The sequence below is a fragment of the Oleiphilus sp. HI0132 genome (assembly GCF_001635845.1).
This window is the reverse complement of sequence record NZ_LWGJ01001131.1, coordinates 1-16261: the sequence shown is the minus strand read 5'-3', so window position 1 is coordinate 16261 and position 16261 is coordinate 1. Positions and strand designations below refer to the sequence as shown.

The following is a 16261-nucleotide window of genomic DNA, read 5'->3' as shown; positions in this document are numbered from 1 at the left end:
AGATAAGGTTTTCGCCGTTCCTCAAGCTCGTCTTCAGGACAATTAGCCAAAATTACTTTTAAGCGCTCATCCAGGTCGTCATGACAAAGCTTGCGAAAAAACTCATCCATTGTCATGCCTTCAGGCACGGGATATTGAGGCAGAAAGTACTCGCCCAAACGAATTTCCACATTGCAGCGTTTAGCGATTTCTATCGTGTTTTCAACGGCCTCGGGAATATCTTCGAATAAGGCCAACATCTCGTCAGCACTTTTAAGGTACTGAGCGTCACTATAGAGCTTTTCCCGGTTTGGGTTATCGAGTGTTTCACCGTCTGAAATACAAACCCTGGCTTCGTGAGCCTCAAAATCAGACTCAGCCAGAAATTGCACATCGTTTGTCGCAACAACCGGACACGATAACTTCTCGGCTAGCGCAACACTCAGATGAACGCATTCCTCATCATTAGGGCGATTAGTACGCTGAAGTTCAAGGTAGAAACTATCAGAAAAAACCGACATCCAGTGCTCCAAGAGCTCAACAGCAAGGTCTTCTCTCCCAGCCAACAAAGCACGGCCAATTTCTCCATCTTTCGCACCGGACAAAACAATCAGACCTTCTGATGCTTCCTTCAACCACTCTTTCGTGATGACCGCTTTGCCATAATCTTGCCCTTCAGTAAAACCCTTCGAGACCAACTCGGTCATATTAAGGTAACCCTTGTCAGTCTTTGCCAACAAGGTAAGACGGCTTGGATTGTCTGGCTCACTTTCGTTTTCGAGCCAAATATCAACCCCGGCGATCGGTTTGATACCAGAACCGCGCGTAGACTTATAGAACTTGACGAGTGCACACAGGTTAGATTGATCAGTGATCGCGACCGCCGGAAACTCCTCATCGACCAACTGTTTAATCAGCGGTTTGATCCTTACCAAACCGTTGGTAAGGGAGAATTCAGTATGTAACTTGAGATGAACAAATTTTGCTGGCATGAGGTATCGCGATGACATATTGTAGGAGCTGAGATGTTAGCATGACTTAAGGCCTTGTCGAAGCATCTTAGCGCTTATTTTTTACGACTTTAATTCCCGTATCAGACGCATTGGTGAACCTTATCAAAACACAATTTAACCACAACCAGTTGATAGATCTACTCAACTCAGTTGAAACAATTGCCTTAGTTGGTGCCAGTCAAAAACCCGAAAGACCAAGTAATGAAGTCATGAACTTCTTGCAAAACAAAGGTTTCAAAATCACACCGATTAACCCAGACCTAGAAGGCCAGAATCTGTTAGGTGAAACGGTAATCAAAAACATCACCAAGCTGCCCATTAAGGTCGACATGGTCGATATTTTTAGAAACTCTGAAGCCGCTGCATCGATATGTGACGAAGTGCTAGCACTTCCGAAAACTCTACAACCCAAGGTTGTTTGGATGCAGATTGGCGTCATCAATGAAACTGCTGCAGCCAAGTTACGTGCAGCAGGAATATCAGTGGTGATGGACAGGTGCCCTAAACGGGTAATCCAAGAAGCAGAGCGCGTATCAACTCTGGCTTAACAATATTTGAGCTCAGAGTAAAAACAGCTACTTTTACTCCAAGCCTAAATGCCTATTGATCGACTCTGCCGTTTGCGGCCCCATTAACCACTTAACAAACTTCCCCTGCTTGTTTATTAACATTGTCGCTGGCAGGCCACTCGGCAATTTCTGAGAAAACATGCTAGACGGGTCTGCATCAAGCACCGGAAAATCTATTCCCAACCGCTTAACCTTGCTATCCAAGAGCTCTCCTTTCGCTTTATCGAAGTCAAAACCCAGAACCTGGAAGGCCTCACCTTTATTTAACTTGTTCAATTCTGGTAATTCATCGAGACAGGGCCGGCACCATTCTGCCCAGTAATTGATTAATAGCCACTGCCCCTTATATGAGTTTAGCGCTTGCTGGCGACCATCAGAAAAGACGAAAACAGATTCAGAGCAGGCACTTAGAAAAAGAAACAATACAAAGGGCAAAAGTGTTTTTATTCTCAAGCCTGACTCCTGTTACAATATGCCATCTAATTTTACCACGCTGGACGATTAACTATGACCGACACGATACAAATATACCACAATCCTCGCTGCTCTAAATCACGCCAAACCTTAGCGCTTATCGAAGAGAAAGGCATCCAGCCTGAAATTGTTCTGTATTTAGATGATACGCCAGACGCCAAAAAAATCTCAGAGATACTTGGTAAGTTAGGCATTGGCGCCCGCGAACTTCTTCGCAAAGGTGAGCAAGCTTACAAAGACAACGAGCTAGCAGATAAAACACTTAGCGACGCCCAATTAATTGACGCGATGACGAAATTCCCAAAGCTCATCGAACGCCCTATTGTCATTAAAGGCGACAAAGCAGTTCTGGGTCGCCCACCAGAAAACGTACTCGAACTTATATAAACGATATATGCTTCGAAGCGCCCTCTACGGTATAAGTTTGAGGGTGAAGTCGGACTGTCGACACCAAGCTCACCTCAATTGTAATGGAACACCGAATGTCTCAAACACCACAGCGCCCAAGAAAAAACGTAGTCGCCTACTGCATTACTTGGGCTTCCTACCTTTTACTTATTCTAATGATGATCATCACCAGCCTTCCAAGCTACCTACCCGAAGGAAGCTCACCCTGGGTCGTCGTAAGCGTCAAACTCTCCCCATTGCTGATCATTCTGCCTGGCTTAATTAAAGATAGCCTGCGTTCATATACGTGGCTTTGTTTTATCGTTTTATTCTATTTTACTCAAGCAGTTGTCGAAGCCTTTCTATCTCAAGGCGCAGGCTTAGACCTGGTTATCACTTTATTAACCGTCAACATCTTTTTATCTGCTATGTTTTATATAAAGTGGGAACGCGCTCTGGGCCGAGCGCTATTCTAGATTAGCTAACTAATCAGTTAGCTTTAATTACATGAGAGTAAACCTTAATGCAGCAGCAATTTTCACATTCTGAGCCACTCACTTTCGGGCAAATCGTTCACCAATTGCAGCAAGATAAGTGGTTAAGTGAGGAAGATGCGAAGGCGCTGCTGATCGCGCCAAAAGGAAGTGCGCAGGCAAAGCTTCACCCTTTAGAAATCATAGCGAACGCTGAACTAAGTAAACCTTCCGGGGAAGCCATCAGCATAGAATCCTTGCTTAACTGGCTTTCTACATGGAGCGGGCAAGAGGTTTTCCAAATCGACCCTCTGAAAATTGATAGTCAGAAAGTAGCAAACGTGATGTCACTTGCTTTCGCTCAGCGGCATCATATTCTGGCAGTCGAAATCAACTCAGAAGAAGCCGTCATCGCCAGCGCCCAACCTTTTGTTGATCATTGGGAAAACGATCTAAAGCACATTCTCAAGAAGAACATTAGCCGAGTCATCGTCTCTCCTGCTGATCTAAGAAAATATACTGTCGAATTTTATCACCTGGCAAACTCTGTTAATAAGGCTGGCGCACAAACTTCCTCGCAGCATTCACAGAACTTTGAACAAATGCTGGAACTTGGCGCGCAAGGCAACCCGGACGCTAACGATCAACACATCATCAACATTGTTGACTGGCTTCTGCAATATGCTTTTGAGCAGCGCGCTAGCGATATTCACATTGAACCACGCCGGGAAATCTCACAAGTACGCTTTCGAATTGATGGTGTACTGCATAACGTCTATGAATTTCCCGCCAAAGTAGGCATCGCGGTTACCAGCCGCTTCAAGATTCTAGGTCGCCTCAATGTCGCCGAAAAAAGAAAACCACAAGATGGCCGAATAAAAACACGTAACAGCAATGAGAAGGAAATAGAGCTCCGTCTTTCAACCCTGCCTACCGCCTTTGGCGAAAAACTAGTAATGCGTGTTTTCGATCCGGAAGTCTTACAATGCTCATTCTCTGAGTTAGGCTTTTCTAGCGAAGATTTAAAACGCTGGAAGCAAATGACCGGTCAGCCAAATGGCATTATTCTCGTTACCGGCCCGACCGGTTCAGGAAAAACGACAACGCTCTATTCGACCTTGCGTGAACTCGCGACACCCGAAGTTAATGTCAGCACGATTGAAGATCCGATTGAAATGGTAGAACCTGCCTTCAATCAGATGCAGATCCAACAAAATATCGACCTGGATTTCGCCAGCGGCATTAAAGCCCTTATGCGACAAGACCCCGATATCATAATGATTGGTGAAATAAGAGACCTGGAAACAGCCGAGATGGCAATACAAGCTGCCCTGACAGGCCACCTGGTTATTTCGACACTGCATACTAATGACGCACCCAGCGCAATCACGCGATTAATGGAACTCGGCATCCCTCCATACCTAATAAAAGCAACGGTATTGGGCGTGATGGCCCAAAGGCTGGTTAGAACCCTTTGTACGTCCTGCAAGACACCTGTCGAGCTTGAAGAGGAAGACTGGAAAATGCTTACCAGACCTTGGAAAACACCTTTGCCTCAAAATGCGCAACAACCCGTCGGCTGCCAAGAATGTCGACAAACAGGCTATCGCGGTCGAGCAGGCGTTTATGAAATCATGCCCTTATCCGAAAGCTTAAAAGGGCACATACACGAAAGCGGTCAAGTAGCAGAGCTCAGAAAAGAAGCAATTAAAGAAGGGATGTATTCACTAAGGCTAAGCGGCGCAAATAAAATAGCAAATGGCTTAACAACCATTGATGAAGTGCTCAGAGTCACACCAGTCAGCCTTAATCAGCTAATGAGCTAGGGAACACTAGAAGCCCTCCTCCAAACGAAATACTTCGTATGCAGGCTCTTCGTAAGGATGAGCCTGCTTCAATGCTGACACGGCCTGTTTGATACACTCATCCGAACAAACCAATTCAACCTTTAGCTCTTGAACTTTTTCAATTTCATCAATCTGACCAATCGCTGGCTTGCTACCAGATAAAGGTCTAAATTGTCCAGCCCCCAAAGTTTCCCAGCTACACCGATCATAACAACCTATCCTACCTGCACCTGTCAAAAAAACCGCATCCTTAACTTTTTCCGCATTCTCGACAGGCACAAAAAAACATAACTTATACATACCATATACCCTACCGTACACTTGATTCATTTATTAAGGTTACACAGATTTACGTGTAAAGCCCGCCAATACAGGTGTTTCAAACAAGTGTTAGATTTAATTTTAACTTACCCACAAAAACTGTGGATAACTCTGGGGAAAGTTTTTGGGAAAACGCCCTAAACACTGATAAACACTGAACTTCATACAAATTGACACTTTTTTAACCGAAGCAAATAAACCCTTTATTATCAATACGTTAAATATGTCAACAAAGAAAAGTGTAGAAAGCCTCAGTTTTTTACTCACTTATATAGCAAGCGCCTCAAATGTGTGCATAAAAACCAGCAAAAACGTTGTCTTTTTGAGAGCCTGTCAATATTTCGTTATTTGAAACGTAATTTGAAGGTCAATTATCGATCAAGTCGACAAATATTCGACGTCGCAGTTTTCACAAAGAAATACAGATTTTAACATTTTGTTACACGCCCAAATTCGGAGCATTTAACCAATCTTTCTAGACAAAACCCAGGCAAAAAAAATGGTTCGTTAAACGAACCATTTTCTCGCGTTTCTGAAAATCCTCAACCAAGGACCATCTTCTCCCCAGTCCTTAGGGTGCCAAGAGTTTTGCAAAGTACGATAAACACGCTCAGGGTGAGGCATCATAATCGTCACACGTCCATCCTGAGAACAAACCCCGGCTAAGCCTTCTGGAGAGCCATTCGGGTTAGCAGGATAACGAGTCGCTGTCTGCCCATAATTGTCTACGTATTTTAAAGCCAATTGCTCAGACGACATCAGGGACGCCAGTTTTTGCTCACTCGCGAATTCAGCTCGCCCTTCTCCGTGCGCTACTGCCACAGGAAGTCGAGAGCCCGCCATACCATTCAAGATCAAAGAAGGAGACGATTGTACTTCCAGGAGCGCTACACGTGCTTCAAACTGCTCAGAACGGTTGCGCACAAAATGAGGCCAATGCTCTGAACCAGGAATCAGCTCACGAAGATTAGACATCATCTGACAGCCATTACAAACGCCAAGCGCTAAAGTATCTTGACGCTCAAAGAAGGCCGAGAATTGATCTCTCACGCTGCTATTGAACAAGATCGATTTCGCCCAACCTTCACCAGCGCCCAAAACATCGCCGTAAGAGAAGCCGCCGCAAGCGACTAACGCATTATAATCACTTAAGGCTGTTCTGCCAGCCAAGAGATCACTCATATGAACATCAACGGCTGAGAAGCCTGCCTTGGTGAAGGCAGCTGCCATCTCTATCTGTCCATTAACGCCCTGCTCACGCAGTACCGCAACCTTTGGCTTGGCACCAGTATTGATATAAGGCGCAACGATATCTTCGTTCGGATCGAAGCTTAGTTTAGCGTTCAAGCCAGGGTCTTTTTCATCCAGTAATGTATCGTATTCTTCTTGAGCACACTCGGCATTATCACGTGCCGATTGCATTCGATAGCTCGTTTCTGCCCAAATTCTCTGATAGTAAGCTCTAGATTCCTCAATAACTGACTGACCATCAAAAGCAAAACGAATCTTATCGTCTTCGTTGGTCTGGCCAATTACTAGCGTATGCTCACCTAAGCCCGCAGCAGTGAATTGCTGAAGAACCTCTTCAGTATCACCTTGCTTAACCTGGATGACTGCACCTAGCTCTTCATTATAAAGTTCTCGCGCGAAGTGGCTGGAGTCTTCAGCCAACAAGTCCAGCTTAACGTCAACACCTACACGCCCAGCGAATGACATTTCCGCCAGGGTTGTAAATAAGCCGCCATCAGAACGATCGTGATAAGCCAGCAATTTGCCATCTTGATTCAAACCCTGAATCACAGCAAAGAAAGCTTTTAAATCTTCCGGGTCGTCGACATCTGGCGTGACGGCACCCATTTGCTTATAAACCTGTGCCAGAGCCGATCCACCCAATCGGTTTTGACCATTCGCCAAATCAATCAATATTAGATCAGTATCACCCTGATCACTTGCCAGCTCAGGTGTCAGTGTTTTTCTTACATCACTGACTGGCGCAAAGCCGGTAATAATCAAAGACAACGGAGAGGTAACCGTGCGTGTCTCATGCCCTTCTTGCCAAACAGTTTTCATCGACATAGAGTCTTTACCGACCGGGATAGAAATACCCAGTTCAGGACACAACTCCATGCCAACCGCTTGAACAGTTTTATATAAATTGTCGTCTTCACCTGGGTGACCCGCTGCGGCCATCCAGTTAGCAGACAAACGAATATCAGAGATTTTTTCGATAGATGAAGCCGCCAGGTTGGTAACCACCTCACCAACAGCCATACGACCAGAAGCCGGCGCATCGATATTCGCAATTGGCGTACGCTCGCCCATCGCCATCGCTTCACCAGTATGGCTTTCAAGATCAACCGCAGTAACCGCTACATCAGCAACGGGAACCTGCCATGGGCCAACCATCTGATCTCGTGCAACCATTCCGGTAATTGAACGATCACCAATCGTGATAAGGAAGCTCTTACTCGCCACACTCGGTAAACGTAGAATGCGCTCAGCCGCTTCTTTTATATCTATCTGACTAGACTCGAACATCGGCTTAGTAAACGCTTCTGATTCAACCGAACGGTGCATCTTAGGCGGTTTTCCAAACAACACTGACATGGGTAGATCAACCGGCTTATTATCGAAGTGCGGATCTTCCAGTGTTAAATCATGCTCTTCCAGAGCATCACCAATCACAGCGTAGGGGCAGCGTTCTCTAGCACAAATCGCCTCAAAGCGCTCCAAGTCTTGCGGCAACACAGCAATAACATAACGTTCTTGAGATTCGTTACACCAAATTTCGTGTGGCGCCATCCCAGGCTCATCGTTAGGGATCTTTCGCAAGTCGAATCGTCCACCGCGCCCGCCATCTTTCACAAGCTCCGGAAAAGCATTTGATAAACCACCCGCCCCTACGTCATGTATAAAGGCAATTGGGTTATTATCATCAAGCTGCCAGCAGCGGTCTATAACCTCCTGGCAACGACGTTCCATTTCAGGGTTTTCACGCTGTACAGAAGCAAAATCCAAGTCCTCATGACTAGCACCTGAATCCATCGAAGAGGCTGCACCGCCGCCAAGGCCGATCAGCATGGCCGGGCCACCCAATACAATTAGCTTTGCACCAACATCGATGTCACCTTTCAGTACATGGGACTCTTTAATATTTCCCATACCACCAGCAATCATAATAGGCTTGTGGTAACCCTTGATTTCCTGACCATTCGGGCCAGCAACTTCTTCTTCAAAGGTTCTAAAGTAGCCACACAAGTTCGGTCGACCAAACTCATTATTGAAGGCAGCACCACCTAGAGGACCGTCAAGCATGATGTTATAGGCAGAAGTCATTCGGTCAGGCTTGCCAAAATCTGTTTCCCATGGCTGTTCGAAACCAGGAATTCTTAGGTTCGATACCGTAAAACCTGTCAGACCAGCTTTAGGTTTTGCGCCTTTACCTGTAGCACCTTCATCACGAATCTCACCACCTGAACCTGTCGAGGCACCAGAGAATGGAGAAATAGCTGTCGGGTGGTTATGTGTTTCAACCTTCATGAGGATATGAATATCTTCCTCATGCGCCTGATACTCCTGAGTTTCAGGGTTCGGGTAGAAGCGCTTTCCTTTCGATCCGGCTATTACCGCAGCGTTATCAACATAAGCAGACAATACACCTTCAGAATTCAGCTCATTGGTATTACGAATCATCGAGAATAATGATTTTTGCTGAGCTTCACCGTCAATATCCCAAGATGCATTGAAGATCTTGTGACGACAATGCTCAGAGTTCGCCTGAGCAAACATCATTAGCTCTACGTCTGTCGGGTTACGCTTTAGCCCGCAGAAAGCTTTGGTTAAATACTCTATTTCGTCTGTAGCCAAAGCCAGACCAATACGCTTATTTGCTTCTTCAAGCGCACTCTCACCATATGACAGCACATCGACACTGCTCATAGGGCGCGGTTCAGAGTGTCTAAACAGCAACTCGGCACCCGCCGTTTCATGGAAGACAGCTTCAGTCATTCTGTCATAGAACTGCGAAGATAGCGTTTGGCGCTGTTCGAGCGTAAGCTTTTCAGCAGATCGAACATAATATGCGACACCGCGTTCAATTCGATTTACCTGATTCAAGCCACAAATATGCGCAATATCGGTCGCTTTACTAGACCAGGGTGAAATTGTTCCAGGCCGTGGAACAACCAAAAACAAAACGCCTTCCGCTGCCTCAGAGGGCACACTTGGACCATAGGTAAGCAGCTTATTCAAGATATTGAGTTCGCTAGGATTTAAGTCCTGCGACACATCAATAAAGTGCATAAATTCTGCATACACAGATTCGATTTCTGGAATAACTGCTTGGATGGTTTCAAGTAGTTTATGACTTCTAAAAGGAGAGAGAGCTGGAGCGCCTCGAAGTTCCAACATAATAAAGGCGTACCTCATCGAAGGAGCGTTGAAATAATGGAGGCGGTATTCTACTCGAAACTGGCGCGTCTGTTAACCAAGAATTGTATCTGAAGGTATAATGGCCGTAGTAATTGTGAATCCGGGGACCGTGACGGAGCTCAAACGGGTACATTTTGAAACAATGTTTACCACCCTCCAGGTTGACTCAGAGACCAGTTACTGAAAAGATTATACATAAAATTAGTGACATAAAGGAACAGCTCAGCACCGCTGAAGCGAGGCACTCCTGCCCCGGAACAAGGGAATGCATGCAGTAGCAGTCTGGTGATTAAAAGGTATTTATTTGTCCTATTCAAAAAGTTCTATTCAATCCAGTCTTCGACGGAGCCCAATTAAGCTTCGGTCTACTCACCAAGTATTACTTTATGGCAAAACGCTTGTCATTCTCTTACTTGCTTCGTTGCTCTGTGCTTGCGAAAAGCCCAGCACGATGGACAAAATCAATAAGCACAGCACATTACACATCATCACTCGCAACGCTCCAGCCGTTTATTATGAAGGCCGAGAGGGCCCCGCTGGCTTTGAATATGACCTTGCGAAAATGTTTGCCGAAGATGCGGGACTCAAACTGGATGTAAAAGTCGCGGCCACCCGCAGCCAGATTTTGTCAGCACTCGATAACGACTATACCAACATTGCGACCGCCAGCATGGTCGCCTCCGATACGCGCGCAGATCGATATAAATACTCCAGCTCTTACATGGAAACAACCCCCATCGTCGTCTATCGATACGGTAGTGTTAGACCGCGAGATATTAGCGATATTATTGACAAGCGTATCGCGGTAGTAAGTGACAGTTATCACGCAGAAGAATTAAACAACCTGCGTAATGAAAATCCCGACTTAATGAACGCCCTTCAATGGGAAGCTCTTGATGTTGAAACCATTGACCTGATGAAGATGGTACAAGACAAAGAAATTGATTACGCCATCATCACCTCAAACGAGCTAGATATTCACCAAGCTTATTACCCGCGAGTTAAAAAGGCCTTTGAAATTGGTGAAGCACAACAAATTAGCTGGTACTTTCCTGCCAGCACAGATCACACCTTAATTAACAAGGTAAACAACTTCTTATCCCGAATTGAAGAAGATGGCAGACTTATTAACCTTAAAGAGCGCTATTTTGGACACTTGGGACAACTCAATTACGTGGGCGCTCGCACCTTTATACGGCATATAAACAGCCGGCTGCCAAAGTACGAAGAAACTTTTAAAGAGTTTGCAGAAGAGCAAGACATCGACTGGCGCCTGATGGCCTCGATGGGCTACCAAGAATCTCACTGGCGACCTCGTGCAACTTCTCCAACCGGTGTTCGTGGACTAATGATGCTGACACGCATCACGGCAAAGGAAATGAACATTAAAAACAGATTAGATCCTGAGCAGAGTATCAAAGGTGGTGTTCGCTACTTCTCTAAAATTAGAGCCAGGATTCCGAAGCGCATAGCTGAACCAGACCGAAGCTGGCTTGCCTTAGCTGCCTACAACGTGGGCTACGGCCATCTTGATGACGCAAGGATTCTGACAGAGAAAGCCGGAAAAGACCCGGACAAATGGATGGACGTAAAAGAATTCTTACCACTTTTACAGAAGAAGAAATATTATAAACAGACTCGTTACGGCTACGCCCGTGGTAATGAGCCGGTCATATACGTGCAAAACATACGTCGCTACTATGATGTATTAAGTTGGATGACCCAACCGCAAACGAGCGAACAAGCCATTGCACAAACAGACTTTCAAGAAGGGCTAATTAAGACTATCGAATAAACATACCGATAGCCTTAAGATCCTACTCTGCTTCTCTATCTCTAAAGCCGATCAAGTAAAGTACAGCATCAAGGCCTAGGTTTGATATCGCATGACGAGCGGACTCTTTCACAAGAGGTTTAGCTCTAAACGCTACGCCCAATCCAGCTCGACTCAGCATTGGCAAGTCATTAGCACCATCTCCGACAGCAATAACCTGCTCACGCCCTATTTTTTCTTTCTTGGCTAATTCATCCAACAAAGCCGCTTTGCGCTGGCCGTCAACCACTTGGCCCGTCACGCACCCCGTTACTTTACCGTTTTTAATTTCCAACTCATTGGCATAAACATAATCAATACCAAGCTTATCCTGCAGCCCTTTAGCAAAGTATGTAAAACCGCCCGATAAAATAGCAGTCTTGTAACCCAGGCTTTTTAGCGTTGAGATCAACCTTTCTGCACCTTCAGTCATCTTAAGGCGCGCAGCTACTTTGCTTAGCACTTCTTCGCTCAAACCTTCCAATAAACCAACACGCCGAGCAAAGCTCTCAGTAAAATCAATCTCACCACGCATGGCTTGCTCGGTGATTTCAGATACCTGATCTCCGACACCCGCTTCTTTCGCCAGCTCATCGATCACTTCTGCTTCAATTAAGGTGGAATCCATATCAAAAACCACCAAACGACGATTACGGCGATAAATTGTGTCTTCCTGGAAGGCGATATCGACGTTAAGCTCACTGGCAATCTTTAAAAAGTCAGCTCTCAACGCCTCAGCATCCGGCACATTTCCGCGAACAGAGAACTCCAAACATGCCTGGCTCGACTGAGGATCGACATCCAAACCACGACGCCCGGACAGTCGGGTAATGTTGTCGATATTCAAATCATGCTCCGCAGTCACTTCAGAGACTTTAGCAATTTGCTCTGCAGTGATCAGGCGAGAAAGCAAGGTAACGATATAGCGCGCTTTACCCTTTCCTTCGACCCAATGCATATACTCTTCAGCACTCACAGCCTGAAAAGTAACTTGGAGGTTCAGCTCGTGCATACGGAACAAAAGCTCCTTCATCACTCCAGAAGAACTGCCTTCATTTGGCACTTCAACCAGAATCCCCCAGGTAAGGTGATCATGAATAACAGCTTGGCCAATATCCAGAATATTCAATTCATATTGCGCCATAATACCTGTAATTTCAGAGGTTAAGCCGGACTTATCACGCCCTGAAACATTAATCAGAATAATTTCACTCAATTACTTCACCTTTTGCCTGCTTAGGCTCATTTTTTACAACTTCCATGCGATCAACTTTCTGCAGCCCTCTAGGAAGCTTATGCCCTCGCCTGCCACGTTCTCCGACATAATGCGTTAAGTCTGAGAATTTTAACTTCAAGTGACGCTTGCCTGAATGAATCACTAAATGATCATCTTCAGCAAAAATTGCCACGGACACCAACCACTCCTCACCACTTTGAACTCGAGCAGAAGGAATACTGATTATTTTGTTACCCTTTCCCTTCGCCAGTTCTGGCAGATCCTTCACGGGAAAGACCAACATCCGCCCTTCGTTACTCACTGCTGCGATATAATTGCCCTCAACAGTACCTAGCATTTGAGGCGACATAACTTCCGCCCCTTTAGGCAAGGACAAAGCAGCCTTACCGGCTTTATTCTTGCTCTGCAAGTTAGAAATATTGCTAATAAAGCCGTAGCCAGCACTGCTCATCATCAATAGTTTCTGATCTGGTTCACCAAGCACGACCGCTTTAAACGTTGCGCCCGAAGGCGGGTTGATCTTACCGGTCAAGGGCTCTCCCTGGCCTCTTGCTGACGGCAAGCTATGTGTCGGCACGGTATAAGAGCGCCCGGTAGAATCAATAAACACGACACCTTGATGACTCTTACCTTTGGCCGATAAAGCGTAGCCATCACCCGACTTATAATTCAGCCCTGCCGGATCAATATCATGACCTTTAGCCGATCTCACCCAACCTTTCTCTGACAAGACAACCGTCACGGGTTCAGATGAAATCAAATCAGCTTCTGAGAAAGCTTTTGCTTCTTGCCGCTCAACGATTGGGGAGCGACGATCATCGCCGTATTTTTCTGCATCCGCCAATAATTCTTCTTTAATCAAGGCCTTCATCAAAGCTGAAGAACCTAGGATTTTCTTCAATTCTTTACGTTCTTTTTCAAGTTCTTCCTGCTCGGCACGAATCTTCATTTCTTCAAGTCGAGCGAGCTGTCTCAACTTGGTATCCAGAATATAGTCTGCCTGAACTTCAGTCAGATTAAAGCGAGCCATTAACACAGCTTTTGGCTCATCTTCTGTTCGAATGATATGGATTACTTCATCGATATTCAGGAAGGCGACCAATAGCCCATCCAAGAGGTGTAGTCGCTTCTCGACTTTATCGAGCCTAAATTTAAGTCTACGCGTTACGGTATCTGTTCGATAACTAAGCCACTCAGTTAAAATAACCTTCAGGCCTTTCACTGCCGGGCGGCCATCGATACCAATCATATTCAAGTTAACACGATAGGTTTTTTCCAAATCGGTGCTTGAATAAAGGTGACCCATTAAAGATTCAATATCAACGCGGTTAGAACGTGGAACAATTACTAAACGGGTTGGGTTTTCATGGTCAGACTCATCTCGTAAGTCGGCAACCATTGGCAGCTTCTTCGCCTGCATTTGCGAAGCGATCTGCTCCAGTACTTTAGCCCCGGAAGTCTGGTGCGGTAATTCACTTACCACAATATCGCCGTTTTCCTTGTGGTAAATTCCACGCATACGAATCGAGCCTCTGCCCGTTTCGTAGATATTCAATAACTCAGTACGAGGCGTCACGATCTCGGCACCAGTAGGATAATCCGGCCCCAGAACATTCTCAGCAAGCTGCTCATTGCTGACACTGCTGTCATCAAGTAAGCGAATACAAGCACTCGCCACTTCCCTAAGGTTATGTGGTGGAATATCAGTTGCCATACCCACGGCAATACCCGTGGTACCGTTTAATAGCAAATTAGGTAAGCGTGCTGGCAGAGTTTTAGGTTCATCCATGGTGCCATCAAAGTTTGGCGCCCACTCTACGGTGCCCTGACCTAACTCAGCTAAAAGTGTATCTGCGTAAGGAGCCAGCCTTGACTCGGTATATCGCATCGCAGCAAAAGACTTCGGGTCATCCGGAGAACCCCAGTTTCCTTGTCCGTCAATAAGGGGGTAGCGATAACTGAAGGGCTGCGCCATCAAGACCATTGCCTCGTAACAAGCACTGTCTCCATGAGGGTGAAACTTACCCAAGACATCACCCACCGTACGAGCAGACTTTTTGTACTTGGCTGTCGCCTTCAAGCCCAATTCGGACATAGCGTAAACGATTCTACGCTGGACAGGCTTCAAGCCGTCCCCAACATGTGGCAATGCACGATCAAGAATGACGTACATTGAGTAGTCTAAATAAGCTTTCTCGGTGTATTCACGAAGCGAAACCTGTTCAACTCCGTCTTCAAAAGACATAATTTCGTTGGTCATGGTTACCTTTTTTAATTAAGGACTCTATAAAAAGCGGCCAGTTTTATAATGAGCGAAAGTGTCCCACATTAAGTCTAAAAATTCGAGCGAAAGTATCAATCTCATGTTAAGATATTTCACTATATCAACCGCACTCTAATTCGAACTGCGGCATGACACAAACAATAACTGTAATTTAAGTATCTGTGCGTGACTCAACTGGCTTACAATCGGGCCTGATTGCACAGAAACCAAGCTCAGGTAACTCAATGACGTCTAGCGCCACAGTCAGCTCCAACTCTAACGATCAGGCGACACCTGAATCTACCGCTTCTACCACTCGCTCATCTGGCAACTGCCTAAAGCTTAAAGGCTCTTTACTGCCGATGACCGTTCTGGAATTGGCCTACTATGACGAAGCTCAAATTCAGCAAGAGCTTTCAGCAAAGACAACACAAGCCCCTGGCTTTTTCGAGAACCTCCCTGTCATCATTGACATCGAACAGCTTACTGAAGAAGACAGTGTTCCTTTTGACAAACTGATCAACCAATGTCGTGAGTTTTCGATTAAAGCAGTGGCAGTTAGGGGCGGTTTAGAGAAGCACCAGCAAGCTGCAAAAGAGGCAGGCTTAGGGCTACTGGCAAAACAGAAAGAAAGACAGGCAGAGCCAGCACCAGAAAAGCCAGAGGCTAAGGTAAAAGAGGTCGTACATACAGAAGTTGAAACAGTCGAAGTGGTTAAAACTGTCGTTCAACAAGCACCTCAGCAAAGCAAAATCATTCACACCCCTATCCGTTCAGGCCAGCAAGTTTATGCTGCCGATGGAGATTTGATCATACTTGCGCCGGTTAGCGCCGGTGCAGAGATCTTGGCTGATGGTAATATTCACGTATATGGCGCACTGCGCGGTCGCGCCTTAGCAGGGGTAAAGGGCAATACGAATGCTCGAATTTTCTGCCACAGCCTTGAAGCAGAACTGGTTTCTGTTGCCGGGCAATACAAAATCAGCGAAGATATCGATAAAGCAGCACTAAAAAAACCAACTCAAGTCTATTTAAGCAACGAGACACTAAGCTTTAAAGAACTTGAAATATAACGAAAACGGATCTGGATTACAGCACTTACAAAGGACTTCCGAATACAAATAACAAAGCTGTACCGTAACCTTTTAACGACACACAATTAGTAAGACGGGATATAAAATTGGCTAAGACGATTGTCATAACTTCTGGAAAAGGCGGCGTAGGTAAAACCACCACTAGCGCGTCCATATCAACAGGTCTGGCCCTTAAGGGCAAAAAAACAGTAGTCATTGATTTTGATGTAGGTCTACGAAATCTGGACTTAATTATGAACTGTGAACGACGCGTCGTTTACGATTTCGTAAATGTCATCAATGGCGAAGCGACACTTAACCAAGCACTTATCAAGGATAAGCAGGTTGAAAATCTGTACATCCTGCCAGCGTCTCAGACTC

Annotated in this window: 13 protein-coding genes; 7 read left to right on the top strand and 6 right to left on the bottom strand. The window is 45.7% G+C overall.

Going from position 1 to position 16261, the window contains the following annotated elements:
- Window positions 1–971: PHP domain-containing protein (locus A3766_RS15345; protein ID WP_156491735.1), on the bottom strand; the 971-nt coding region annotated here is incomplete at its 3' end.
- A gap of 113 nt (window positions 972–1084) precedes the next feature.
- On the opposite strand from A3766_RS15345, the gene A3766_RS15340 reads away from it, so the two are divergent.
- Window positions 1085–1540, top strand: coding sequence for a CoA-binding protein (locus tag A3766_RS15340; RefSeq protein ID WP_231872309.1), 456 nt, complete (start codon window positions 1085–1087; stop codon window positions 1538–1540).
- Between the two features lie 33 nt (window positions 1541–1573).
- Here A3766_RS15340 and A3766_RS15335 read toward each other — a convergent pair whose 3' ends face one another.
- Complete coding sequence (locus A3766_RS15335) at window positions 1574–2014, bottom strand: TlpA disulfide reductase family protein (RefSeq protein WP_068511449.1); 441 nt, start codon at window positions 2012–2014, stop codon at window positions 1574–1576.
- Window positions 2015–2068: 54 nt separating this feature from the next.
- Between A3766_RS15335 and arsC the strand changes: the two genes are divergently transcribed.
- The 3 genes from arsC to A3766_RS15320 all read left to right on the top strand — a co-directional run bounded on the left by arsC (window position 2069) and on the right by A3766_RS15320 (window position 4721).
- Window positions 2069–2422, top strand: coding sequence for an arsenate reductase (glutaredoxin) (arsC, locus tag A3766_RS15330; protein WP_068511451.1), 354 nt, complete (start codon window positions 2069–2071; stop codon window positions 2420–2422).
- Between the two features lie 95 nt (window positions 2423–2517).
- A complete protein-coding gene (locus A3766_RS15325; RefSeq protein ID WP_068511453.1) occupies window positions 2518–2898 on the top strand; it encodes a DUF2069 domain-containing protein in 381 nt (126 codons plus the stop codon).
- A 47-nt stretch (window positions 2899–2945) separates the two neighbouring features.
- Window positions 2946–4721, top strand: coding sequence for a GspE/PulE family protein (locus A3766_RS15320; RefSeq protein WP_068511455.1), 1776 nt, complete (start codon window positions 2946–2948; stop codon window positions 4719–4721).
- 6 nt (window positions 4722–4727) lie between these two features.
- Here the strand turns inward: A3766_RS15320 and A3766_RS15315 are convergent, their stop codons facing one another.
- Together A3766_RS15315 and purL are read right to left on the bottom strand one after the other, a co-directional pair.
- The gene (locus A3766_RS15315; protein ID WP_068511457.1) at window positions 4728–5042 is read right to left on the bottom strand and encodes a YqfO family protein; all 315 of its coding nucleotides are present in this window, start codon (window positions 5040–5042) and stop codon (window positions 4728–4730) included.
- A 528-nt stretch (window positions 5043–5570) separates the two neighbouring features.
- Window positions 5571–9473, bottom strand: coding sequence for a phosphoribosylformylglycinamidine synthase (gene purL / locus A3766_RS15310; RefSeq protein WP_068638900.1), 3903 nt, complete (start codon window positions 9471–9473; stop codon window positions 5571–5573).
- Between the two features lie 325 nt (window positions 9474–9798).
- Here purL and mltF point away from each other — a divergent pair, with 325 nt between their 5' ends.
- Window positions 9799–11289 carry a membrane-bound lytic murein transglycosylase MltF gene (gene mltF, locus A3766_RS15305; RefSeq protein ID WP_197476065.1) on the top strand — a complete coding sequence of 497 codons (1491 nt, stop codon included), beginning with the start codon at window positions 9799–9801 and terminating at the stop codon, window positions 11287–11289.
- Window positions 11290–11311: 22 nt separating this feature from the next.
- Here the strand turns inward: mltF and serB are convergent, their stop codons facing one another.
- Together serB and parC are read right to left on the bottom strand one after the other, a co-directional pair.
- The gene (gene serB / locus A3766_RS15300) at window positions 11312–12523 is read right to left on the bottom strand and encodes a phosphoserine phosphatase SerB (protein WP_068513828.1); all 1212 of its coding nucleotides are present in this window, start codon (window positions 12521–12523) and stop codon (window positions 11312–11314) included.
- Window positions 12516–14804: a DNA topoisomerase IV subunit A gene (gene parC / locus A3766_RS15295; protein WP_068513825.1), complete on the bottom strand. Its 2289-nt coding sequence runs from the start codon at window positions 14802–14804 to the stop codon at window positions 12516–12518. Before parC ends, serB begins: the two co-directional genes overlap by 8 nt.
- 185 nt (window positions 14805–14989) lie before the next feature.
- On the opposite strand from parC, the gene minC reads away from it, so the two are divergent.
- Entirely contained in the window at window positions 14990–15880 is an 891-nt protein-coding gene (minC, locus tag A3766_RS15290; RefSeq protein ID WP_231877501.1) for a septum site-determining protein MinC, read from the top strand.
- Window positions 15881–15987: 107 nt separating this feature from the next.
- Window positions 15988–16261, top strand: a 274-nt coding sequence (locus A3766_RS15285; RefSeq protein WP_156508920.1) for an AAA family ATPase, incomplete at its 3' end; no start/stop codon positions are given.

Excerpts from the sequence above, each read along its gene's own strand:
- A3766_RS15325 (WP_068511453.1), top strand. The coding sequence starts at position 2,518 with ATGTCTCAAACACCACAGCGCCCAAGAAAAAACGTAGTCGCCTACTGC.
- arsC (WP_068511451.1), top strand. The coding sequence starts at position 2,069 with ATGACCGACACGATACAAATATACCACAATCCTCGCTGCTCTAAATCA.
- A3766_RS15320 (WP_068511455.1), top strand. The coding sequence starts at position 2,946 with ATGCAGCAGCAATTTTCACATTCTGAGCCACTCACTTTCGGGCAAATC.
- A3766_RS15315 (WP_068511457.1), bottom strand. The coding sequence starts at position 5,042 with ATGTATAAGTTATGTTTTTTTGTGCCTGTCGAGAATGCGGAAAAAGTT.
- purL (WP_068638900.1), bottom strand. The coding sequence starts at position 9,473 with ATGTTGGAACTTCGAGGCGCTCCAGCTCTCTCTCCTTTTAGAAGTCAT.
- parC (WP_068513825.1), bottom strand. The coding sequence starts at position 14,804 with ATGACCAACGAAATTATGTCTTTTGAAGACGGAGTTGAACAGGTTTCG.